The sequence below is a fragment of the Arsenophonus endosymbiont of Aphis craccivora genome, from assembly GCF_013460135.1.
GTDB classification, from domain to species: Bacteria; Pseudomonadota; Gammaproteobacteria; order Enterobacterales; family Enterobacteriaceae; genus Arsenophonus; species Arsenophonus nilaparvatae.
In genome coordinates, this window is sequence record NZ_CP038155.1 from 2,114,419 (window position 1) to 2,138,034 (window position 23,616).

General features: G+C 40.1%; 18 protein-coding genes and 5 pseudogenes. 16 read left to right on the forward strand and 7 right to left on the reverse strand.

Annotation, left to right across the window (positions count from 1 at the left end; genetic code table 11):
- Positions 1-105 precede the first annotated feature (105 nt).
- Complete coding sequence (locus E3U36_RS10725) at positions 106-288, reverse strand: hypothetical protein (protein ID WP_180816511.1); 183 nt, start codon at positions 286-288, stop codon at positions 106-108.
- On the opposite strand from E3U36_RS10725, the pseudogene E3U36_RS10730 reads away from it, so the two are divergent.
- From E3U36_RS10730 to mgtE, 7 genes and pseudogenes are all read left to right on the forward strand, one after another.
- Positions 282-1,134: pseudogene (locus E3U36_RS10730) on the forward strand (IS5 family transposase). The gene E3U36_RS10725 and the pseudogene E3U36_RS10730 sit on opposite strands and share 7 nt — an antisense overlap.
- 284 nt (positions 1,135-1,418) lie before the next feature.
- Positions 1,419-2,458 (forward strand): annotated as a pseudogene (gene purM / locus E3U36_RS10735) (phosphoribosylformylglycinamidine cyclo-ligase).
- Positions 2,458-3,099 carry a phosphoribosylglycinamide formyltransferase gene (gene purN / locus E3U36_RS10740; protein WP_180816512.1) on the forward strand — a complete coding sequence of 214 codons (642 nt, stop codon included), beginning with the start codon at positions 2,458-2,460 and terminating at the stop codon, positions 3,097-3,099. The pseudogene purM and the gene purN overlap by 1 nt, the downstream one beginning before the upstream one ends.
- A gap of 303 nt (positions 3,100-3,402) precedes the next feature.
- On the forward strand, positions 3,403-3,966 hold the full coding sequence (gene speG / locus E3U36_RS10745) for a spermidine N1-acetyltransferase (protein ID WP_180817640.1): 564 nt from the start codon (positions 3,403-3,405) through the stop codon (positions 3,964-3,966).
- 57 nt (positions 3,967-4,023) lie between these two features.
- A complete protein-coding gene (gene ppk1, locus E3U36_RS10750; RefSeq protein WP_180816513.1) occupies positions 4,024-6,093 on the forward strand; it encodes a polyphosphate kinase 1 in 2,070 nt (689 codons plus the stop codon).
- Between the two features lie 4 nt (positions 6,094-6,097).
- Positions 6,098-7,627 carry an exopolyphosphatase gene (gene ppx, locus E3U36_RS10755; protein WP_180816514.1) on the forward strand — a complete coding sequence of 510 codons (1,530 nt, stop codon included), beginning with the start codon at positions 6,098-6,100 and terminating at the stop codon, positions 7,625-7,627.
- 284 nt (positions 7,628-7,911) lie between these two features.
- The gene (mgtE, locus tag E3U36_RS10760; protein ID WP_500784363.1) at positions 7,912-9,279 is read left to right on the forward strand and encodes a magnesium transporter; all 1,368 of its coding nucleotides are present in this window, start codon (positions 7,912-7,914) and stop codon (positions 9,277-9,279) included.
- Positions 9,280-9,800: 521 nt separating this feature from the next.
- Here the strand turns inward: mgtE and E3U36_RS10765 are convergent.
- Both E3U36_RS10765 and E3U36_RS10770 read right to left on the reverse strand, forming a co-directional pair.
- Positions 9,801-10,724 (reverse strand): IS5 family transposase, encoded by a 924-nt coding sequence (locus E3U36_RS10765; protein ID WP_180816516.1) that lies wholly within the window; start codon positions 10,722-10,724, stop codon positions 9,801-9,803.
- Positions 10,725-10,921: 197 nt separating this feature from the next.
- A pseudogene (locus tag E3U36_RS10770) lies at positions 10,922-11,845 on the reverse strand (IS5 family transposase).
- Between E3U36_RS10770 and E3U36_RS10775 the strand changes: the two are divergent.
- The 6 genes from E3U36_RS10775 to yciA all read left to right on the forward strand — a co-directional run bounded on the left by E3U36_RS10775 (position 11,839) and on the right by yciA (position 16,199).
- The gene (locus E3U36_RS10775) at positions 11,839-12,090 is read left to right on the forward strand and encodes a tryptophan synthase subunit alpha (protein WP_180816517.1); all 252 of its coding nucleotides are present in this window, start codon (positions 11,839-11,841) and stop codon (positions 12,088-12,090) included. The pseudogene E3U36_RS10770 and the gene E3U36_RS10775 sit on opposite strands and share 7 nt — an antisense overlap.
- 227 nt (positions 12,091-12,317) lie before the next feature.
- The gene (locus E3U36_RS10780; RefSeq protein ID WP_180816518.1) at positions 12,318-12,632 is read left to right on the forward strand and encodes a BON domain-containing protein; all 315 of its coding nucleotides are present in this window, start codon (positions 12,318-12,320) and stop codon (positions 12,630-12,632) included.
- Positions 12,633-12,998: 366 nt separating this feature from the next.
- Entirely contained in the window at positions 12,999-13,853 is an 855-nt protein-coding gene (locus tag E3U36_RS10785; RefSeq protein ID WP_180816519.1) for an IS5 family transposase, read from the forward strand.
- Between the two features lie 106 nt (positions 13,854-13,959).
- The gene (locus E3U36_RS10790; RefSeq protein WP_180816520.1) at positions 13,960-14,715 is read left to right on the forward strand and encodes a YciC family protein; all 756 of its coding nucleotides are present in this window, start codon (positions 13,960-13,962) and stop codon (positions 14,713-14,715) included.
- A gap of 467 nt (positions 14,716-15,182) precedes the next feature.
- A complete protein-coding gene (locus E3U36_RS10795) occupies positions 15,183-15,719 on the forward strand; it encodes a septation protein A (protein ID WP_180816521.1) in 537 nt (178 codons plus the stop codon).
- A 69-nt stretch (positions 15,720-15,788) separates the two neighbouring features.
- Complete coding sequence (gene yciA, locus E3U36_RS10800; RefSeq protein ID WP_180817641.1) at positions 15,789-16,199, forward strand: acyl-CoA thioester hydrolase YciA; 411 nt, start codon at positions 15,789-15,791, stop codon at positions 16,197-16,199.
- 88 nt (positions 16,200-16,287) lie between these two features.
- Here yciA and E3U36_RS10805 read toward each other — a convergent pair whose 3' ends face one another.
- From E3U36_RS10805 to E3U36_RS10815, 3 genes are all read right to left on the reverse strand, one after another.
- Positions 16,288-16,638, reverse strand: a complete 351-nt coding sequence (locus E3U36_RS10805; protein WP_180816522.1) for a TonB family protein — start codon at positions 16,636-16,638, stop codon at positions 16,288-16,290.
- Between the two features lie 27 nt (positions 16,639-16,665).
- Complete coding sequence (locus E3U36_RS10810; RefSeq protein WP_180816523.1) at positions 16,666-17,001, reverse strand: hypothetical protein; 336 nt, start codon at positions 16,999-17,001, stop codon at positions 16,666-16,668.
- A 214-nt stretch (positions 17,002-17,215) separates the two neighbouring features.
- On the reverse strand, positions 17,216-18,139 hold the full coding sequence (locus tag E3U36_RS10815; RefSeq protein ID WP_180816524.1) for an IS5 family transposase: 924 nt from the start codon (positions 18,137-18,139) through the stop codon (positions 17,216-17,218).
- A gap of 375 nt (positions 18,140-18,514) precedes the next feature.
- Here E3U36_RS10815 and cls point away from each other — a divergent pair, with 375 nt between their 5' ends.
- Both cls and E3U36_RS10825 read left to right on the forward strand, forming a co-directional pair.
- Positions 18,515-19,975 (forward strand): cardiolipin synthase, encoded by a 1,461-nt coding sequence (cls, locus tag E3U36_RS10820; protein WP_180816525.1) that lies wholly within the window; start codon positions 18,515-18,517, stop codon positions 19,973-19,975.
- 457 nt (positions 19,976-20,432) lie between these two features.
- Positions 20,433-21,356, forward strand: a pseudogene (locus E3U36_RS10825) (IS5 family transposase).
- A 184-nt stretch (positions 21,357-21,540) separates the two neighbouring features.
- Here E3U36_RS10825 and E3U36_RS10830 read toward each other — a convergent pair.
- Positions 21,541-22,185, reverse strand: a complete 645-nt coding sequence (locus tag E3U36_RS10830) for a YchE family NAAT transporter (RefSeq protein WP_180816526.1) — start codon at positions 22,183-22,185, stop codon at positions 21,541-21,543.
- A gap of 279 nt (positions 22,186-22,464) precedes the next feature.
- Between E3U36_RS10830 and E3U36_RS10835 the strand changes: the two are divergent.
- Positions 22,465-23,388: pseudogene (locus E3U36_RS10835) on the forward strand (IS5 family transposase).
- Positions 23,389-23,616: the final 228 nt, after the last annotated feature.

Below are 23,616 nucleotides of genomic sequence, written 5' to 3' on the forward strand. Positions count from 1 at the left end.
TTATTGTTTATGTTATTTTTTATTAATTATAGTTATTGAGAGCTAATAAGATTGGATAGAGATACCAATCTTATTAAGTTTGAATATTATTTCAAATTTAGTGCGTTAACTTTTCGGCGTTTTTTTCACTCTATTTCTATCTAACCAACGTTTTAGTCCTGCATAGGTTTTATTTAATTCAACTTTGGCATTTTCTACCGTTAGTTGGCTTTGTTGAATAAATCGAACTTTTAGGTGATTGGCGGAGCTGATCGCTAAATTCGTTTCAACATCAGGTCCCCATGGCAAAGCAAAAGTTTAAAATTACCAACTGGCCCGCGTACAACAAGGCACTCAGACAACGCGGTTCCCTGACGGTCTGGCTTGATGAGTCGGCCATCGCTGGATGGACTGACAGTTCTTCGCCTGAAGGTCGTGGCCGGCCGCTTTACTACAGCGATATGGCTGTTACCACTGTCCTGATGATGAAGCGTGTGTTTAACCTGTCGCTCCGGGCATTACAGGGCTTCGTTTATTCGATTTTTAAACTCATGTCTTTGCCGCTGTGCTGTCCGGACTACTCGCTGGTCAGCAGACGAGCAAAGAGCGTCAACATCAGCATAAAAACGCCAACGCGTGGTGAAATCTCGCATCTGGTCATCGACAGTACCGGTCTGAAGGTCTTTGGCGAAGGTGAATGGAAAGTCAGGCAGCATGGGGCTGACAGACGAAGAGTGTGGCGCAAGCTTCATCTGGCAGCAGACAGTGTGACTCATGAGATTATCTGTGCCGACTTATCGCTCAGCGGAACGACAGATGCGCAGGCACTGCCGGGCCTGATTAACCAAACCCACCGGAAAATCAGGCCTTATCCCGCCGCGAAGCGGAGCGAAATACTGGCCGGACAAGTACCATGAACGTAACCATGCGGTGGCGAATCAGCGTCTGAGCAGGAGTAATGATATGTGGAAAAAGAAAGTGGGTTATCACCGGCGTTCAGTGGCAGAAACAGCGATGTTCCGCATAAAAACTTTGCTGGGTGGCCATCTGAGGCTGCATGACTATGAGGCTCAGGTAGGTGAAGCAATGGCGATGGTCAAAGCGCTGAACCGTATGACGTTGTTGGGTATGCCACACAGCGTCAGGATCGGATAACAGGTGTAGCAGAGGGAGCCATCCTGTCGGCTAATTCTAATTTATTCAACAAAGCCCTTCTTCAGTACAAACCATCTACAAATAAAAAATTATCAGATTATAGCGCTTTTTCAGACCTGTTACACTGATAGATTAAGGTTTTTCTTGCAGGGAATTCATTTTTGCTGGCTCTTGAGTTTTATTATGAAAACCAAAATAAGTATCTCGCAAACGTTTGCTTAGGCTGGTAGAATTATTTCTGTTTCCATCTATTTTACTAAATGCAATCGCCTTGGGAGCTTGCTGTGACAGATAAAATTTCTCTCAGCTATAAAGATGCTGGTGTCAATATCGATGCAGGTAATACACTGGTCGAACGTATTAAAGGTGCTGTTAAAAAAACCCGCCGCCCAGAAGTAATGGGAGGATTAGGCGGCTTTGGCGCACTGTGTGCCTTACCACAAAAATATCGTGAGCCAATCTTAGTTTCAGGCACAGATGGTGTCGGAACAAAACTGCGATTAGCAATGGACTTAAAACGCCATGATACAATTGGCATTGATTTAGTTGCTATGTGCGTTAATGATTTGATTGTTCAAGGTGCCGAGCCACTCTTTCTTCTCGATTATTACGCCACCGGTAAACTAGCCGTCGATACAGCGAACAGCGTGATCAAAAGCATTGCAGCAGGCTGTAAACAATCAGGCTGTGCCCTAGTCGGCGGTGAAACAGCAGAGATGCCTGGTATGTATCATGGTGAAGATTATGATATAGCAGGCTTTTGTGTTGGGTGGTCGAAAAAACAAAAATTATTGATGGTAGCAAAGTTAAAGCTGGCGATGCCCTAATTGCGTTAGGCGCTAGTGGCCCCCATTCCAATGGTTATTCATTAATTAGAAAAATTTTACAGTTAAACCAAATAGATCCAGCCACAGTACAACTAGAAAATAAGTCACTGGCTGATCATTTATTAGCCCCAACACGCATCTATGTTAAAAATATTCTAGCGTTGATTGAAAAACAGAATATTCATGCCATTGCCCATATAACCGGTGGTGGCTTTTGGGAAAATATTCCACGGGTTTTAACCGCCAATAACCAAGCGCAGATCGATAGCACTAGCTGGCAATGGCAGGCGATATTTAGTTGGTTACAACAAACCGGTAATGTATCGACCCATGAAATGTACCGCACCTTCAATTGTGGTGTTTGCATGTTAATTGTTTTACCCGCAGAAGAAGTCTCTGATACATTACAACTACTCAATCAACTGGGTGAAAAAGCCTGGCAAATTGGTAAAATTGTCGAGATCAACGCGGATGAACCGCAGGTAACAATCATCTAATGAAAAATTTTGTAGTATTAATTTCTGGCAATGGCAGTAATTTACAAGCCATTATTGATGCTTGCCAAAAACAAAGTATTGCCGCAAAAATTAGTGCAGTTTTCAGTGACAATCCAACTGCTTATGGTTTAGAACGGGCCAAGCAAGCCGCGATCCCAACTGTTGTGATGCACAAAACTGATTACGCGGATAACCATGCTTATGATGCTTCACCGATGACCGAAATAGCACGATATCAGCCAGATCTGATTGTGTTGGCAGGTTACATGCGCATTCTCACGCCACACTTTGTCAGCCATTATTTAGGTAAAATAATTAATATTCACCCTTCCTTATTACCTAAGTATCCTGGATTAGATACTCACCGTAAAGCGCTAGCAAACGAAGATAAAGAGCACGTTACTTCGATTCACTTTGTCACTGATAAATTGGATGCAGGTCCAATTATTTTACAAGCTAAAGTGCCTATCTTTGCTGGAGATAAACCGCAAGATATTATTGCGCGCGTTCAAACACAAGAGCATCGTATTTATCCATTAGTTATTAATTGGTTTGTTAAAGGCCGCTTAGCTATGGTTAATAATTCAGCCTTCCTGGATGGCTGTAAACTACCTGAATACGGTTATGCTAATGAAGATTAGCAGTATCTGTCCCTATGTGATGCCAATCGCATCACAATTTTGTATACTGATGCTAACCCATATTGATATAAATTCTAATTGATAATTTTGTAGTAATAATCAACCAATACTTGACTAATTAGTTATCGAAAACTGAGTTTATTGCTAAAATATAGTTGCTCTCATTTATCACTCAGCTTGATTCTGCTATTCTTTACTAACCAAACCGACTAAAAATACAGAACATCCATAGTAACTATTTTAATATGCTAAGTTTTACTCCCAATCGAGGTATCCAATTCCTAATGGCAAAAAAATGAGTCAATTACGCTACGACCTTTAGAACGTGAAGATCTCCCATTTGTCCATCAATTAGATAATAACGCCAGTGTTATGCGTTATTGGTTCGAAGAGCCTTATGAAGCTTTTGTTGAATTAAGTGATCTGTATGACAAACACATTCATGATCAGTTAGAGCGTCGGTTTATTATTGACAATGAAGGCACTAAAATTGGATTAATTGAATTACTAGAAATAAATTATATTCATCGTAGAGCTGAAATTGGCATTATTATCGATCCGGCCTTTCAAGGTAAAGGATATGCTGCCAAAGCCACCAACACCAACCTAGCTATGGATTATGCTTTTTCAGTGTTAAATCTCTATAAAGTCTACTTGATTGTGGATAAAGAAAATACCAAAGCGCTGCATATTTATAAAAAATTGGGCTTTCATATTGAAGGCGATTTGGTTGATGAATTTTTTATTAATGGTAAATATCGTACCGTCATTCGGATGAGTATTTTTCAACATCAATACAGTGAAATGAGAAAAAAATTCTCACCAGAGGCCAATAAAACACCTGAAAAATCATCAGTAATCAGATAAGCTGTTAAGTATCAATATCCTGTATTACTAAATAACAATATTGGTTATGGAGTAAAGATGTCTCAAGATCTGCTCTATACTGAAAAAGAGATCAGTTGGTTATCATTCAATGAGCGAGTTTTGCAAGAAGCAGCAGATAAACGTAATCCGCTGATTGAACGCATGCGATTTTTAGGCATTTATTCCAATAACCTTGAAGAATTTTATAAAATTAGATTTGCTGATGTTAAGCGACGTATATTAATTAATGAAGAACGAGGAACCGCATCCAGTTCACGCCAGCTATTAAAGCGAATTGAAAGCAAAGTTGCCAAACTCGATCAAGAATTTGACTCATTATATAACGAGTTATTACTTGAAATGGAGCGTAACCAAATTTTCCTAATTAATGAACGGCAAATTTCGCCAAATCAACAAATTTGGTTACGACAATTTTTTCGCCAACAACTTCGTCAGCATATTACTCCTATCCTGATCATGCCGGAAACTGATTTAGTCGAATTTTTAAAAGATGATTATACCTATTTAGCCGTTGAAATTATCAAGGGACAAAATATTCAATATGCCTTACTAGAAATTCCAGCGGGCAAACAACCTAGATTTATTCATTTACCGCCTGAAATGCCAAAGCGCAGGAAATCAATGATCCTGCTAGATAATATTTTGCGTTATTGTCTAGACGAAATATTTAAAGGCTTTTTTGACTATGACCAATTAAACGCCTACGCGATGAAAATGACGCGCGATGCGGAATATGATTTAACTACTGAGATGGAATCCAGCATGCTGGAGTTGATGTCATCCAGTTTAAAACAACGTCTTAATGCCGAACCGGTTCGTTTTGTTTATCAACGTAATATGCCTGATGAAATGGTAGAACTACTGAGAAAAAAACTCGGACTATCAAGTGATGATTCAGTCATTGCCGGTGGCCGTTATCATAACTTTAAAGATTTCATTAAATTTCCAAACGAAGGTAATAAAAATTTACTGAATAAACCACTGCCGCGTTTACGTCATCGTCGTTTTGATAACTTCCGTAATGGCTTTGATGCGATCAGAGAAAAAGATGTTCTCCTCTATTATCCTTATTACACTTTTGAGCATACGATAGAATTATTACGCCAAGCCTCTTTTGATCCCAACGTATTGACAATCAAAATCAATATTTATCGTGTAGCCAAGGATTCGCGCATTATTGAATCGATGATCCATGCCGCGCACAACGGTAAAAAAGTCACCGTGGTGGTTGAATTACAAGCGAGATTTGATGAAGAAGCCAATATTCATTGGGCTAAGCATCTTACCGAAGCCGGAGTACATGTCATTTTCTCTGCACCTGGCCTAAAGATCCACGCTAAACTTTTTATTATTTCTCGTCTCGAACAAGGTGAAATTATTCGTTATGCTCATATTGGCACCGGAAATTTTAACGAAAAAACCGCTCGCCTTTATACAGATTATTCCTTATTAACGGCAAATCAACAAATTACCAATGAAGTAAGGCGGGTATTTAACTTTATTGAAAACCCTTACCGACCTGTCAATTTTGAAAATCTAATGGTTTCGCCGCAAAATTCACGCACTCGGCTGACGCAACTGATCGATCGGGAAATTAGCAACGTTCAAGCGGGAAAAGCGGCCGCTATCTTGCTAAAGATTAATAACTTAGACGACAAAGAATTAATTAATCGTCTTTATGATGCCTCCAATGCTGGCGTAAAAATTCGTCTGCTGATCCGCGGCATGTGTTCGCTGGTTCCCGGCCAAGCTAATTTTAGTGAAAATATTCAAGTTACTAGCATTGTCGACCGTTTTCTTGAGCATGACAGAGTTTATGTATTTAGTAATAATGGCAACGAAGAAGTCTTCATCTCATCAGCTGACTGGATGACCCGCAATATCGATTTTCGTATTGAAGTGGCTGTTAAATTGGTTGATCAACAACTGAAACAACGCGTGCTCGACATTCTTGAATTACAATTTAATGATACCGTTAAAGCGCGTTATATCGATAAAGAGTTAACCAATCGTTATGTACCACGTGGTAATAAACGCAAGATCCAGGCACAGCTTGCTGTCTACGATTATCTAAAATCACTAGAACATCCAGAAACAAGAGCTTAACACTATGCCATTAATAAAACCTTCAGCATCGAGGCCGATGGAAATTGCGGCCATAGATCTTGGCTCTAATAGCTTTCATATGATTGTTGCACGAATAGTTAATGGTGCCTTACAGATTTTAACCCGCATTAAAAAACGTGTTCATCTGGCTGACGGTTTAGATGAACATAACAAATTAAGCGAAAAATCAATTCAGCGTGCCTTGACCTGCTTAGCGCTTTTTGCTGAACGTTTACAAGGATTTACCGCTGATAATGTTTGCATAGTTGGAACTCATGCCTTACGAGAAGCAGTTAACGTCAAAGAGTTTTTGCAACGAGCTAAAGCCATTATACCCTACCCAATTGAAATGATTTCAGGCCAAGAAGAAGCGCGGCTGATTTTTATGGGGGTTGAGCATACCCAGTCAGAAAAAGGTCGGAAGCTGGTGATCGATGTTGGCGGTGGCTCTACAGAACTTATTATTGGTGAAGATTTTAAGTCTCTATTAATGGAAAGCCGTAAAATGGGCTGCATCAGCTATGCCCGCCAATTTTTTGCTAATAATCTAATTAATGAAACTAATTTTGCGCGCGCCTATTTTGCTAGCCGACAAAAACTGGAAAATCTTGCTTGCCAATATCAAATGCAAGGTTGGGACTATGCCTTTGGTGCTTCAGGAACCATAAAAGCAATTCATGAAGTACTTTGCCAGTTGGGTGATTCAGATGGCATTATAACCCATGAGCGCTTAGTTAAACTAAAAAAATTAGTACTAAAGTATAAAAATTTTAAGTCACTCGATCTACCCGGCTTATCAGCAGAGCGTGCTCACGTTTTTGTTCCGGGATTAGCTATTTTATGTGGCATATTTGATTCTCTGCAAATCAAGCAGTTAACGCTCTCTGACGGTGCTTTACGTGAAGGGGTTCTCTATGAAATGGAAGGACGTTTTCGTCATCAAGACATTCGCCAACGCACCGCATTAAGTTTATCTGAACACTATAATCTTGACCGAGAACAAACGCAGCGAGTATCAAAAACCATCGAGATCCTTTATCAACAATGGGCAAAACAAAATCCCAAGTTGGTTAACCCACAATTGAAAGTGCTACTTATCTGGGCCGCTATGCTGCATGAGGTTGGATTAAATATCAATCATAATGGCTTACATCGTCATTCTGCCTATATTTTATACAACACCAATCTGCCAGGATTTAACCAAGAGCAACAGTTATTACTAGCGACATTGGTCAGGTATCATAAAAAAAGTATCAAAGCTGATGAGTTCCCTAAGTTAAATCTATTTAAGAAAAAACAATATTTACCCATGATCCAACTATTACGGTTAGCTACGCTACTTAATAATCAACGTCAATCGACAACCACGCCAAACTCACTACGTTTGAAAACCGATCAAAATCATTGGACACTCTATTTTCCTCCCCACTATTTACAGCAAAATGCGTTAATGCTGCTAGATTTAGAAAAAGAACAAAAATATTGGCAAGATGTTCCTAGCTGGAAACTAAAAATTAAAGAGGAATATGCTTGATATTTTGGTATGATTAAAAATAAAATCTAGCAACCATAAATCTAACTTAATTGCTTGTTTTCTATTCAATAACTTATCTATTCTGCTGCTGATAGTAGTTGTTTAAATAATGTGTGCATTTAATCGAAAGTCATTAAAAATGATAATACCTGATAATAGGTTACGACTATTAGTATTTAAGGATAACCATGTCTCAACCAGCCTTTTCATCGAATATTACCTCACTTATTAATCCACATTCACAAAAGCTGGCACAAATTAGGCAAGATATTTTGACGCTTTTCATGGAAAATGAAGAGACGATTAAAATATTAGCCACCCAACATGACAAACAACAAACCTTATCGATCGTAAAGCACGATAAAAATATCATCCAAATTAAATCACTATTACATGCCTTACATGCAGCCGATATTGCGGATCTTTTAGAAATGTTGCCTTATGATGAACGCTCATTACTATGGTATTTAATTGATAATAATAAACGCGGTCAGGTTTTAGTCGAAGCCTCAACCTCGGTCTGGGAAAGTTTACTCAAGAACATGTCAGATAGAGAGTTGCTACGCGCTGTTGCTAATCTACATGTTGATGACCAAGCCTATATTGCCGACCACTTACCGCGCGACACGATGCGTCGTTTACTGACTTACCTTGATCCCAGTTTACGTAATCAGATCCGTGAAGTACTGCAATACCCTAAGGATAGCGTTGGCCAAATGATGGATTTTGAATTTATTACCGTTAGGCCTAACATTAGCCTGAAAACTGTTCAACGCTATCTACGCCAGCGCGGTAATATCCCTGAAGCAACCGATAAAATTTTTATTGTCGATATACAAAATAGCTTGCAAGGAGAATTGCCATTAACGACGATTTTAACCTCATCACCAACAAAAACAGTGGCTGATGTGATGAAAACTGCCACGATGAGTTTCTTGCCTGACGAAAAAGCAGAAGACGCTGCGAGTGCTTTTGAACGATACGATTTGATTTCAGCTGCTGTGGTTGATAACAATGGTTTATTAATGGGACGCTTAACCGTTGAAGATATAGTTGATAATCTTAATGAAGAGAGTGATAGCAACATCCGGCGCATGGGAGGATTAAGCCCTAAAGAAGATGTTTTTGACCCCGTTGGGCAAGCAGTAAAAACTCGCTGGACCTGGCTTGCCATTAACCTCTGTACCGCCTTCATTGCCTCACGAGTGATTGGTGTGTTCGAAAATACCATTTCACAACTGATCGCACTGGCAACACTAATGCCTATTGTCGCCGGCATTGGTGGCAATACCGGCAACCAAACTATCACTATGATTGTTCGAGCAATTGCCTTGCATCAAATCCAAACTGGTAATTTCTCATTTCTGTTACTGAGAGAATTAGGCGTAGCGCTGATCAATGGTATTGTCTGGGGCGGGATCATGGGCATCGTCACCTATTTACTCTATGGTAACCTTGAGATGGGTGCGGTGATGAATTTAGCTATGATATTGAACTTAATGATGGCCGCATTAATGGGCGTTATTATCCCATTAATTATGGTCAAACTGGGTCGAGATCCGGCCATTGGCTCAAGTGTGATGATAACCGCGATTACTGATACCGGCGGCTTCTTTATTTTCTTAGGTTTAGCCACTCTTTTTCTAATTTAAATCGTCAGCGCTAATCTATCATTGAAACCTTAGAATAGCGCCTTAAAACAAAACTTATTAAACCTCTTTGCTATCTCAATCTATTTAAATTAATAGCCAAATTTTTCTCTATCTATCAATTGAAAAATAGCAGATTAATATATTTATATAATTAAAATAGAATGCATTACTATCTAAATTCCATCCTTGATTTTGCTAACCATTGATTTAATTAAAAACAAATAAACCAATATTTCTCCGGTTTAAAGGTTATCCAGAGTAGGATAAAATAATATCCGCTTTTTATGTTTATATAGACAATGACGAAAAAAACCAGATTATTGGTTATAACTGCCGGATGATAAACAGATAATTATTATCGCTAAATTAAGATATCATTGTTATTTCATTATTTTTTATTATTAAAAAATAAACTCAATTAACAAATTGCACCTATTGTTTGAATTATTTATTCAGCTAATTAATGGCTTTGTTGAATAAATCAGAATTAGCCGCCAGGATGGCTCCCTCTGCTACAGCTGTTATCCGATCCTGACGCTGTGTGGCATACCCAACAACGTCATACGGTTCAGCGCTTTGACCATCGCCATTGCTTCACCTACCTGAGCCTCATAGTCACGCAGCCTCAGATGGCCACCCAGCAAAGTTTTTATGCGGAACATCGCTGTTTCTGCCACTGAACGCCGGTGATAACCCACTTTCTTTTTCCACATATCATTACTCCTGCTCAGACGCTGATTCGCCACCGCATGGTTACGTTCATGGTACTTATCCGGCCAGTATTTCGCTCCGCTTCGCGGCGGGATAAGGGGCCTGATTTTCTTTCTTAGCAACGCGTCGTGGCAGTAACAGGCGTCATAAGCACCGTCTGCTAACACTTCCATGATTTTCCGGTGGGTTTGGTTAATCAGGCCCGGCAGTGCCTGCGCATCTGTCGTTCCGCTGAGCGATAAGTCGGCACAGATAATCTCATGAGTCACACTGTCTGCTGCCAGATGAAGCTTGCGCCACACTCTTCGTCTGTCAGCCCCATGCTGCCTGACTTTCCTTTCACCTTCGCCAAAGACCTTCAGACCGGTACTGTCGATGACCAGATGCGAGATTTCACCACGCGTTGGCGTTTTTATGCTGATGTTGACGCTCTTTGCTCGTCTGCTGACCAGCGAGTAGTCCGGACAGCACAGCGGCAAAGACATGAGTTTAAAAATCGAATCAACGAAGCCCTGTAATGCCCGTAGCGACAGGTTAAACACACGCTTCATCATCAGGACAGTGGTAACAGCCATATCGCTGTAGTAAAGCGGCCGGCCACGACCTTCAGGCGAAGAACTGTCAGTCCATCCAGCGATGGCCGACTCATCAAGCCAGACCGTCAGGGAACCGCGTTGTCTGAGTGCCTTGTTGTACGCGGGCCAGTTGGTAATTTTAAACTTTTGCTTTGCCATGGGGACCTGATGTTGAAACGAATTTAGCGATCAGCTCCGCCAATCACCTAAAAGTTCGATTTATTCAACAAAGCCCTAATTAATACACTATTTTGCCTATTAATAAAAAGGATTTAAAAAACATGTCATCGCTAACCAATAGGCTTTGTTGAATAAATCAGAATTAGCCGCCAGGATGGCTCCCTCTGCTACAGCTGTTATCCGATCCTGACGCTGTGTGGCATACCCAACAACGTCATACGGTTCAGCGCTTTGACCATCGCCATTGCTTCACCTACCTGAGCCTCATAGTCACGCAGCCTCAGATGGCCACCCAGCAAAGTTTTTATGCGGAACATCGCTGTTTCTGCCACTGAACGCCGGTGATAACCCACTTTCTTTTTCCACATATCATTACTCCTGCTCAGACGCTGATTCGCCACCGCATGGTTACGTTCATGGTACTTGTCCGGCCAGTATTTCGCTCCGCTTCGCGGCGGGATAAGGGGCCTGATTTTCTTTCTTAGCAACGCATCGTGGCAGTAACAGGCGTCATAAGCACCGTCTGCTGACACTTCCCTGATTTTCCGGTGGGTTTGGTTAATCAGGCCCGGCAGTGCCTGCGCATCTGTCGTTCCGCTGAGCGATAAGTCGGCACAGATAATCTCATGATTCACACTGTCTGCTGCCAGATGAAGCTTGCGCCACACTCTTCGTCTGTCAGCCCCATGCTGCCTGACTTTCCTTTCACCTTCGCCAAAGACCTTCAGACCGGTACTGTCGATGACCAGATGCGAGATTTCACCACGCGTTGGCGTTTTTATGCTGATGTTGACGCTCTTTGCTCATCTGCTGACCAGCGAGTAGTCCGGACAGCACAGCGGCTAAGACATGAGTTTAAAAATCGAATCAACGAAGCCCTGTAATGCCCGGAGCGACAGGTTAAACACAAGCTTCATCATCAGGACAGTGGTAACAGCCATATCGCTGTAGTAAAGCGGCCGGCCACGACCTTCAGGCGAAGAACTGTCAGTCCATCCAGCGATGGCCGACTCATCAAGCCAGACCGTCAGGGAACCGCGTTGTCTGAGTGCCTTGTTGTACGCGGGCCAGTTGGTAATTTTAAACTTTTGCTTTGACATGGGGACCTGATGTTGAAACGAATTTAGCGATCAGCTCCTCCAATCACCTAAAAGTTCGATTTATTCAACAAAGCCGTATTGCTAAACAAAAACAAGTCACTGAAGCAATCAAAAATGGGGTAGTTGGCGCAATATCTGGCTCTGCGGTTGTAAAATTAATTGGAATTCATCATCAGCAATCTGATATATTACTGGCCAAATTAAAACAGTTTGTTTCACAGATGAAAATGGCTACGCAAAAATAGTCAATTTAAAGCTAGCGAAAAATGGTAGTTTGTTTTGCTATTTTGTAATTACTAATTATCGATTCTAATAAACTATTGTAATTAACAAGTCTCTCTCGATACCAGCTATTCATTTGTAATTTATTTATATTTCATCAATAATCAGTATATTGACTGCGATAAAATTTTCATTTAGCACTCATATACGATAAATAAAAATAACCCTCGTATTAATGGAGAATTGAATAATGAAATATCTTAAATCAATGACAGCGCTCTGTACCGTGCTATTTATGGCATTATTCCTTTCTGCTTGTGCTCCAACAGCAAAAACAGAAGGAACTGGTGGATATATTGATGATACGGTTATTACAACTAAAGTGAAGACAGCATTATTGGCAGAAAAAAACTTGAAATCAACGCAAATCAATGTTGAAACCTTTAAAGGTCGTGTGCAATTGAGCGGTTTTGTCAGTTCGCGTGCCGACGCTCAGCTGGCAATTCAAGTAACACAAGGTGTAGCAGGTGTACAATCAGTCATTGATTCGATGAAAATACGATGATTGTTTTAATTTTCAGCCCCTATATTGGGGCTGAAATAAATATAATTTATCGCCATTGGCTCCTCAAATCAGATAATAAAATAATCGCTTTTATCACCATAAAGTCATTACTATATCAATTATTAAAACCAATCATTACATTGTTATATTCAAAATTACTATAATATAAATATCACTCTATTTTTAGTATTTTATCCTTACTTATAGAATAACCACAAAATTTACTGATATAGCAATAGCTTTACCATAGAAAAGCTATACGCTCTCTTCACTGTCAGTTACAATATACAAGGCTTTGTTGAATAAATCGAACTTTTAGGTGATTGGCGGAGCTGATCGCTAAATTCGTTTCAACATCAGGTCCCCATGGCAAAGCAAAAGTTTAAAATTACCAACTGGCCCGCGTACAACAAGGCACTCAGACAACGCGGTTCCCTGACGGTCTGGCTTGATGAGTCGGCCATCGCTGGATGGACTGACAGTTCTTCGCCTGAAGGTCGTGGCCGGCCGCTTTACTACAGCGATATGGCTGTTACCACTGTCCTGATGATGAAGCGTGTGTTTAACCTGTCGCTCCGGGCATTACAGGGCTTCGTTGATTCGATTTTTAAACTCATGTCTTTGCCGCTGTGCTGTCCGGACTACTCGCTGGTCAGCAGACGAGCAAAGAGCGTCAACATCAGCATAAAAACGCCAACGCGTGGTGAAATCTCGCATCTGGTCATCGACAGTACCGGTCTGAAGGTCTTTGGCGAAGGTGAATGGAAAGTCAGGCAGCATGGGGCTGACAGACGAAGAGTGTGGCGCAAGCTTCATCTGGCAGCAGACAGTGTGACTCATGAGATTATCTGTGCCGACTTATCGCTCAGCGGAACGACAGATGCGCAGGCACTGCCGGGCCTGATTAACCAAACCCACCGGAAAATCAGGCACCTTATCCCGCCGCGAAGCGGAGCGAAATACTGGCCGGACAAGTACCATGAACGTAACCATGCGGTGGCGAATCAGCGTCTGAGCAGGAGTAATGATATGTGGAAAAAGAAAGTGGGTTATCACCGGCGTTCAGTGGCAGAAACAGCGATGTTCCGCATAAAAACTTTGCTGGGTGGCCATCTGAGCCTGCGTGACTATGAGGCTCAGGTAGGTGAAGCAATGGCGATGGTCAAAGCGCTGAACCGTATGACGTTGTTGGGTATGCCACACAGCGTCAGGATCGGATAACAGCTGTAGCAGAGGGAGCCATCCTGGCGGCTAATTCTGATTTATTCAACAAAGCCAATATACAATTAAAATGTGATGATAAAAACCAGTTATAGGAGCAGTTTTCATGTCCATTACGGCCAACTCACTTATCAGCGATAGCTTTAATTTTTTTAAAAATCAGCTGAGCGGCCTTTTTATCCTGTCATTCATTTCAGCTACCATCAGTCTAATACTTTATTATTTTCTGGTTCCCATCGATGAAATGGCAACTATTGTCAAAACCCTTGGTGGTCAAAATGACTCAACTTCACTTTTAACCTGGGTAAGTCAATTATCTGATGAAGAAAAATCGATAATGATGAGAGTTTCACTACTCTCATTGGCTGCGGTTTTTATCGGATTAATATTATTAGTTTCTTCAGTAGTTACTTATTTGTCAGAACTCAGTACCGGCAATAGCATCAGTGCAGGGCAAGCTTTTGTCCTTTCGTTACGTATATTACCTAACATGTTAATTTTGTTAGTTATATGCACAATTATACTTTATTTTGGCTTTATGCTATTCATCTTACCCGCTATCATTTTAGCTATCGGTTTTTCCTTATCACCCATCATCTTAATAACCGTCAAAAACATTATGCCGCTACGAGCCATGAGTCAAAGTTGGAAAATAGCATTTCGTTATTGGTGGTTAATTCTAGCAATTTTATTACTTTGGCTAGCATTGCAAATGTTACTCACTATGCTACTTGGACAATTTCGTTTTTTACCGAGTATGGTGAATAATATTATCTCTTTTACATTGAATAATTTACTTACCTCTTTTACATTGATCTATTTTTTCCGCCTTTACATGTTAGTTGGAAAAACAACAAATTAACCAAATAAAAATACCACGTCTATTATTTACCATTAGATGGCGTGGTAAAAATTTACTATTAACTTAAACAATTAAACAATTAAACAATTAAACAATTAAACAATTAAACAATTAAACAATTAAACAATTAAACAATTAAACAATTAAACAATTAAACAATTAAACAATTAAACAATTAAACAATTAAACAATTAAACAATTAAACAGTAATTACAGAACCAAAGTGCTGAATCAAAATTGCACTGTATTGGTAATAACAAGTTAATTACTTCAATATATTAATAGTGAATTTTATTGCTCAGTAGATAATTTTATTGATAAAAATATACATCTACTAACTGTGTAACCTTATTATCAAATAAGGTAATATAATATAAAAAAATTGGCAATAGGATATTTTATAATTTATTAATCAAATAATTATAAAAATTCATATTTACTCGAAAAGGATCAGGATAAGCGCCCTCATGAGACAACTATTAGATTTTATTCCTCTCATTGTTTTCTTTATTGTATATAAAAAAGTAGATATTTTTTACGCATCTGGCGCATTAATGATTGCCACCGCTTTATCGATGCTGGCCATTTCTCTTATCTACAAAAAAATTGAAAAAAGTTCGTTAATTACTTTAGTCATCGTGATCATTTTTGGTGGACTGACGTTGATTTTCCACAGTGATCTTTTTATGAAATGGAAAGTGACAGTTATTTACGCTATTTTTTCATTAGCACTGTTAGTCAGCCAATATTTTACCCAAAAACCATTAATCCAGAGAATGCTGGGTAAAGAAATCCATTTAGCTGATGAGATTTGGCATAAATTAAATTTATCATGGGCAATCTTTTTTGCTATCTGTGCACTAGTAAATATTTATGTTGCCTTTTGGCTACCTCAGGATGTCTGGGTTAACTTTAAAGTTTTTGGTTTGACCGCGGTCACACTAATATTTACAATACTTAGTATGGTGTATATCTATAAACATTTACCTAAAGAACAAAAGTAATTGATATGATAACAACGGATACCTACTTCCAGCAGGTATATTGTGGCAAATAACAGAAGTAAATTTTTCATGACACAACAACAATTACCACAAGGAGAATTAGTTCTCCGTACATTAGCAATGCCGGCCGATACAAATGCTAATGGTGATATATTCGGAGGATGGCTAATGTCACAAATGGATATTGGGGGTGCAATTTTAGCAAAAGAAATTGCACTTGGTCGTGTTGTTACTGTCGCCGTCAATGGGATCACGTTCCAAAAACCAGTCTCAGTCGGTGATGGAATTTGTTGTGATGCTCGCTGCATTAAAACAGGTAACACCTCTATTACCATCAATATTGAAGTTTGGGTCAAGAAAGTTTCCAGTGAGCCAGTAGGCCAACGTTATCGAGCCACAGAAGCTATTTTCACTTATATTGCTGTTAATGAAGATAATTCTCCCCGTTGTTTACCTGAAGAAAAACGTCATTACCAATGATCTAACTCTGATAACGTATCTCCCAATTAATCTATTTTTAAAGGCCAATTTACCTTGGTCTTTAAGCAAGCTTTATGACTAAAGCAATTTAAGAAAGATTAATTGAACCATCGATTTTAAACAGGAATGTCTTTTTTAATCCCTTAGCCGGAATTTTTTCATAATACCAACGATTCATTGCCCGCTTAACTTCACGTTCGAACAAACCTCTAGGTGATGAATCAACTACTTCTAAGTTAACAACTCTACCATTTTCATCAATATCATATAGAACATTAACATAACCTTCTTTACCGAGTTTACGAGCGCGATCAGGGTAATCTGGATGTTGAATTCTTAATGCTCTGGGGCCATCTATAGCAATTGATGAGGAAGCTATTTGATTAGTCTGCTGATTGTTATTAACACCAACATGATCATCGCTTGCTAATTTGCTCACGACATTAGCTTGTGATTGATTTGACTGTTAGGTAATAGTTTTTTTAATATGATTTTCTACTAACTGCTTAGATTTAGAATTTTGTTTAACGATCGATGTTTTTTGCGTGACCTTTTTTTTCATAGGTAACGCCAGTTTGGCTTCAACATCAGGCTCTATTTTAGGCGCGATTTCCGTTACTGGCTGTTTAACATTTACCGACTGGTTAATACCACTAGGTGCCGCTAAAGCGACCATGGTTACTGACATAGATTCAGCTGAGGAAGCTGATAATGTAGGCTGTAATAAAAACCAATATACCGCTAACGAAGCATGAAGGAATAATGATAAGACAATAAATGATGCCGAACGGATCCAACGCATGAGAAAATTCTTTCTTAAAATAAGCAAATTAAATAAGCTCTATTCTAAATGCAAATAGCAATCATATTCAATAAGGATAGCCTGCTAAGTTTAAAAAAGTATCTTGTTGACAATAAAATTAGCTAATGATCTAGTTTTTTATTAATAATATCAACATAGGCTTTGTTGAATAAATCAGAATTAGCCGCCAGGATGGCTCCCTCTGCTACAGCTGTTATCCGATCCTGACGCTGTGTGGCATACCCAACAACGTCATACGGTTCAGCGCTTTGACCATCGCCATTGCTTCACCTACCTGAGCCTCATAGTCACGCAGGCTCAGATGGCCACCCAGCAAAGTTTTTATGCGGAACATCGCTGTTTCTGCCACTGAACGCCGGTGATAACCCACTTTCTTTTTCCACATATCATTACTCCTGCTCAGACGCTGATTCGCCACCGCATGGTTACGTTCATGGTACTTGTCCGGCCAGTATTTCGCTCCGCTTCGCGGCGGGATAAGGGGCCTGATTTTCTTTCTTAGCAACGCATCGTGGCAGTAACAGTCGTCATAAGCACCGTCTGCTGACACTTCCCTGATTTTCCGGTGGGTTTGGTTAATCAGGCCCGGCAGTGCCTGCGCATCTGTCGTTCCGCTGAGCGATAAGTCGGCACAGATAATCTCATGATTCACACTGTCTGCTGCCAGATGAAGCTTGCGCCACACTCTTCGTCTGTCAGCCCTATGCTGCCTGACTTTCCATTCACCTTCGCCAAAGACCTTCAGACCGGTACTGTCGATGACCAGATGCGAGATTTCACCACGCGTTGGCGTTTTTATGCTGATGTTGACGCTCTTTGCTCGTCTGCTGACCAGCGAGTAGTCCGGACAGCACAGCGGCAAAGACATGAGTTTAAAAATCGAATCAACGAAGCCCTGTAATGCCCGGAGCGACAGGTTAAACACAAGCTTCATCATCAGGACAGTGGTAACAGCCATATCGCTGTAGTAAAGCGGCCGGCCACGACCTTCAGGCGAAGAACTGTCAGTCCATCCAGCGATGGCCGACTCATCAAGCCAGACCGTCAGGGAACCGCGTTGTCTGAGTGCCTTGTTGTACGCTGGCCAGTTGGTAATTTTAAACTTTTGCTTTGCCATGGGGACCTGATGTTGAAACGAATTTAGCGATCAGCTCCGCCAATCACCTAAAAGTTCGATTTATTCAACAAAGCCATCAACATAGTAATCCATAAAAGCAAACCAATTATTAACATATTTAATTTATTTAAAGTAACCAAGCTTAGCATTTGAAGTGTATAATAATAAGTGACTATTTAATCTGACAAATTAACATTCATGGATATAGCAAAAAAAATATAAAAATAATTAAAATATTCATAAAATACATTAAATTACTTTCACTTAAGCTAAAAATCGTACTTTTCATATTCATCACAAATTTTATTTTGCTATAGTGAATAACCAGATAATCAATAATATCTAACCAACGCTAAAATAGGAACATCTTTGCCTATGGCAACCCTCTATATACTATTAAACTGGGCTGTGCTTTTTCTGTACTGGCTAATGATTGCCACGGTTACTATACGCATTTTATTAAAACGCCGTCCGGTGACTTCTGCCCTAACCTGGCTATTGATTATTTACATCATCCCACTAGTTGGCGTTATTGCTTATCTGGCTTTTGGTGAGTTACACCTTGGCAAGCGACGAGTAATTAAAGCAAAGAATATGTGGCCTTCAGTCGAAACATGGCTTGAAAAACTCAAACAATCTAAACATATTTTTTGCAAAAGCAATAGCCGAGTGGCAGAACCTTTATTTGAACTCTGCGAAAAAAGACAAGGAATTGACGGCGTTAAAGGAAATAAAATTCAACTTTTAACCAATTATCAAGACGCTTTAAATACCATTATACGCGATATTAATTCAGCCTATTACAATATCGAAATGGTATTTTATATTTGGCAAGACGGAGGGTTAGTTGATGAGGTTACTGAAGCTCTGATCAATGCAGCAAAACGTGGTGTAAAATGCCGAATTATGATTGATTCTGCCGGTAGCTGGTCTTTTTTTCACAGCCATCAACCAAAAAAAATGCGTGAATCCGGAATAGAACTAATAGAATCACTAAAAGTAAATTTGTTCCGCTTTTTTCTACGACGAATGGATCTACGCCAACATAGAAAAATAATTATTATTGATAATTATATTTCCTATGTTGGTAGTATGAATATGGTTGACCCTCGCTTTTTTAAACAAAATGCCAGTGTGGGACAGTGGGTAGATATTGTTGTTCGGATGGAAGGACCAGTCTCAACAACCCTTGGCATTGTTTATGCATTTGATTGGGAAATGGAAACCGGTCAACGCATTCTTCCTCCTCCTCCAGACACCAATATTATGCCGTTTGAACAAGCTACTGTACATACAACTCAAGTCATTGCTTCAGGGCCTGGCTTTCCGGAAGAATTAATCCAGCAATCTTTAATGACCGCAATTTTTTCTGCCCGCAAACAGCTGATCCTTACCACACCCTACTTTGTTCCCAGTGATGATCTCATCCATGCTATTTGCACTGCAGCGATGCGGGGTGTCGAAGTGTTAATGGTCATTCCTAATCGGAATAATTCTTTTTTAGTTCGTTGGGCAAGCCGGGCGTTTTACTCTGAATTGTTAGAAGCGGGCGTTAAGATCTATCAGTTCAATGATGGGCTTTTGCATACTAAAAGCCTATCTGTTGATGGTGAGTTAAGCTTAATTGGGTCTGTTAATCTAGACATGAGAAGCCTTTGTCTTAATTTTGAAATTACTGTTGTAATTGATGATAAAAGCTTTGGTAGTGATCTAATATTAGTTCAATATGATTACATTGCTCGCTCTACACCTTTGATGCAGAAGAATTGGAATAAACGCCCATTATGGAACCGTGTTATCGAACGTATTTGCTATTTTTTTAGTCCATTCTTGTAATATTTTTATAAAATTATCAGCCCCAAAAAATTATTTTTGTTAAATTAAGCCAATACTAATAAATCAACCAATAACATTTATTTCCCATAATTGTCAGATAATGATATTCATATATACACCTTATTTATAAAAATAAGGCTAATTTTTATAAATAAGGCTGCACATAGTTAATAACAAAATTAATTCATTGAACAGATTTCCAGCACCATAACTTGCCTTTATGTATTATAATCAAGCGGATTAGCTAACAGGAAAAATTTCAATTTTAAATTATTAATCACCCTATTAGACCATAAATTAAAATGGATATTGCTATTGCAATCCTTAGTAAAAAAATGTTTTTTAGCCTATAGAAATTGATTTTATGATGGATTAATAATTCGGCTTTGTTGAATAAATCGAACTTTTAGGTGATTGGCGGAGCTGATCGCTAAATTCGTTTCAACATCAGGTCCCCATGGCAAAGCAAAAGTTTAAAATTACCAACTGGCCCGCGTACAACAAGGCACTCAGACAACGCGGTTCCCTGACGGTCTGGCTTGATGAGTCGGCCATCGCTGGATGGACTGACAGTTCTTCGCCTGAAGGTCGTGGCCGGCCGCTTTACTACAGCGATATGGCTGTTACCACTGTCCTGATGATGAAGCGTGTGTTTAACCTGTCGCTCCGGGCATTACAGGGCTTCGTTGATTCGATTTTTAAACTCATGTCTTAGCCGCTGTGCTGTCCGGACTACTCGCTGGTCAGCAGACAAGCAAAGAGCGTCAACATCAGCATAAAAACGCCAACGCGTGGTGAAATCTCGCATCTGGTCATCGACAGTACCGGTCTGAAGGTCTTTGGCGAAGGTGAATGGAAAGTCAGGCAGCATGGGGCTGACAGACGAAGAGTGTGGCGCAAGCTTCATCTGGCAGCAGACAGTGTGAATCATGAGATTATCTGTGCCGACTTATCGCTCAGCGGAACGACAGATGCGCAGGCACTGCCGGGCCTGATTAACCAAACCCACCGGAAAATCAGGGAAGTGTCAGCAGACGGTGCTTATGACGCCTGTTACTGCAACGACGCGTTGCTAAGAAAGAAAATCAGGCCCCTTATCCCGCCGCGAAGCGGAGCGAAATACTGGCCGGACAAGTACCATGAACGTAACCATGCGGTGGCGAATCAGCGTCTGAGCAGGAGTAATGATATGTGGAAAAAGAAAGTGGGTTATCACCGGCGTTCAGTGGCAGAAACAGCGATGTTCCGCATAAAAACTTTGCTGGGTGGCCATCTGAGGCTGCGTGACTATGAGGCTCAGGTAGGTGAAGCAATGGCGATGGTCAAAGCGCTGAACCGTATGACGTTGTTGGGTATGCCACACAGCGTCAGGATCGGATAACAGCTGTAGCAGAGGGAGCCATCCTGGCGGCTAATTCTGATTTATTCAACAAAGCCTAATAATTCATAAAACTTACAATTATTATATAAATAAATTTATTAATATAGGTTTTATGACAATATCAATATCCTAAAATTTTATGAATACGTTATAAATATCAATGAGTTATAATGTTATTGCTCGTTTACAGTAATCCTGGGAAAACAGATTTAGTGCCTGTAATGATAAACTCAATTCCAAGTGACATTAATAATAATCCCATAATACGAGTAATAACATTAATTCCCGTTTGACCTAAATATTTAACGAGAATTGTTGCTGAGCGAAAAAGTAACCAACAACACAAAGCAAAAAAGATACACGTTAGCGATAGACCAACTAAATTTTGCCATCCTAACCAACGAGAAGACCAGACAATACATGAACTAATTGCTCCAGGCCCTGCCATTAATGGTAATGCTAAAGGAACAACTCCAATACTATCACGAATGGCCGTTTCTGATTTTTCCTGTTTATTCTGCTTATCTTCACCTATTCGACCACTAATCATAGACATAGCAATGGCTGCAATAACTATTCCGCCAGCAATACGGAAAGAATCAATAGAGATACCAAATAATTTTAAAAAAACCTCTCCCACCAATAACGAAATACATAAAATAATTGCCACAGAAAAATTAGCTACTAAATTAGTGCGGTTTCTTTCTGTCACAGATTGATAATTAGTCATACTAATAAATACAGGCAAAATTCCTATCGGATTAACTAACGCAAAAAGACCTAAAAAAAACTTAATATAATTAGGAAGATCCAGTAAAGTACCAACCACAATTGAGTCCCTCAACCAAATATTAACGCTTAGCTAAAAATTAATTATTCAAAACAAATAATGTTTAGCCTAACAGGAAAAACACTTTATCTTAGCGTAGCATACTTATCTAGCTAAAATTCAAAAACTCATTCAATAACAAAATAAGCTTCTAAATTAAATACCATACAAAATTTTGCTAACTTAATTCTTCAATATTTACTTGGCTTTGTTGAATAAATCGAACTTTTAGGTGATTGGCGGAGCTGATCGCTAAATTCGTTTCAACATCAGGTTCCCATGGCAAAGCAAAAGTTTAAAATTACCAACTGGCCCGCGTACAACAAGGCACTCAGACAACGCGGTTCCCTGACGGTATGGCTTGATGAGTCGGCCATCGCTGGATGGACTGACAGTTCTTCGCCTGAAGGTCGTGGCCGGCCGCTTTACTACAGCGATATGGCTGTTACCACTGTCCTGATGATGAAGCGTGTGTTTAACCTGTCGCTCCGGGCATTACAGGGCTTCGTTGATTCGATTTTTAAACTCATGTCTTAGCCGCTGTGCTGTCCGGACTACTCGCTGGTCAGCAGACTAGCAAAGAGCGTCAACATCAGCATAAAAACGCCAACGCGTGGTGAAATCTCGCATCTGGTCATCGACAGTACCGGTCTGAAGGTCTTTGGCGAAGGTGAATGGAAAGTCAGGCAGCATGGGGCTGACAGACGAAGAGTGTGGCGCAAGCTTCATCTGGCAGCAGACAGTGTGACTCATGAGATTATCTGTGCCGACTTATCGCTCAGCGGAACGACAGATGCGCAGGCACTGCCGGGCCTGATTAACCAAACCCACCGGAAAATCAGGGAAGTGTCAGCAGACGGTGCTTATGACGCCTGTTACTGCCAAGATGCGTTGCTAAGAAAGAAAATCAGGCCCCTTATCCCGCCGCGAAGCGGAGCGAAATACTGGCCGGACAAGTACCATGAACGTAACCATGCGGTGGCGAATCAGCGTCTGAGCAGGAGTAATGATATGTGGAAAAAGAAAGTGGATTATCACCGGCGTTCAGTGGCAGAAACAGCGATGTTCCGCATAAAAACTTTGCTGGGTGGCCATCTGAGGCTGCGTGACTATGAGGCTCAGGTAGGTGAAGCAATGGCGATGGTCAAAGCGCTGAACCGTATGACGTTGTTGGGTATGCCACACAGCGTCAGGATCGGATAACAGCTGTAGCAGAGGGAGCCATCCTGTCGGCTAATTCTGATTTATTCAACAAAGCCTATTTACTTATATTGCTAATTGACAGTATTCTTATATAACTTATTACTGAATTGATTCAGCATGCACTTTTTTTGATAAAGATCACTTTAGCGCTATTTATAAATGGTAAGCTATATATCTATTGAGTTCTCATAAATATAATGAGCGTTTTTACTTATTTTTATAATGTGA

Bases quoted from the DNA above. Each gene is read 5' to 3' on its own strand.
- purN (WP_180816512.1), top strand. From the start codon at position 2,458: ATGAAAAATTTTGTAGTATTAATTTCTGGCAATGGCAGTAATTTACAA.
- E3U36_RS10790 (WP_180816520.1), top strand. From the start codon at position 13,960: ATGTCCATTACGGCCAACTCACTTATCAGCGATAGCTTTAATTTTTTT.
- cls (WP_180816525.1), top strand. From the start codon at position 18,515: ATGGCAACCCTCTATATACTATTAAACTGGGCTGTGCTTTTTCTGTAC.
- E3U36_RS10780 (WP_180816518.1), top strand. From the start codon at position 12,318: ATGAAATATCTTAAATCAATGACAGCGCTCTGTACCGTGCTATTTATG.
- ppx (WP_180816514.1), top strand. From the start codon at position 6,098: ATGCCATTAATAAAACCTTCAGCATCGAGGCCGATGGAAATTGCGGCC.
- E3U36_RS10765 (WP_180816516.1), bottom strand. From the start codon at position 10,724: ATGGCAAAGCAAAAGTTTAAAATTACCAACTGGCCCGCGTACAACAAG.
- E3U36_RS10785 (WP_180816519.1), top strand. From the start codon at position 12,999: ATGGCAAAGCAAAAGTTTAAAATTACCAACTGGCCCGCGTACAACAAG.
- yciA (WP_180817641.1), top strand. From the start codon at position 15,789: ATGACACAACAACAATTACCACAAGGAGAATTAGTTCTCCGTACATTA.
- E3U36_RS10815 (WP_180816524.1), bottom strand. From the start codon at position 18,139: ATGGCAAAGCAAAAGTTTAAAATTACCAACTGGCCAGCGTACAACAAG.
- E3U36_RS10795 (WP_180816521.1), top strand. From the start codon at position 15,183: ATGAGACAACTATTAGATTTTATTCCTCTCATTGTTTTCTTTATTGTA.
- E3U36_RS10810 (WP_180816523.1), bottom strand. From the start codon at position 17,001: ATGCGTTGGATCCGTTCGGCATCATTTATTGTCTTATCATTATTCCTT.
- mgtE (WP_500784363.1), top strand. From the start codon at position 7,912: ATGGAAAATGAAGAGACGATTAAAATATTAGCCACCCAACATGACAAA.
- ppk1 (WP_180816513.1), top strand. From the start codon at position 4,024: ATGTCTCAAGATCTGCTCTATACTGAAAAAGAGATCAGTTGGTTATCA.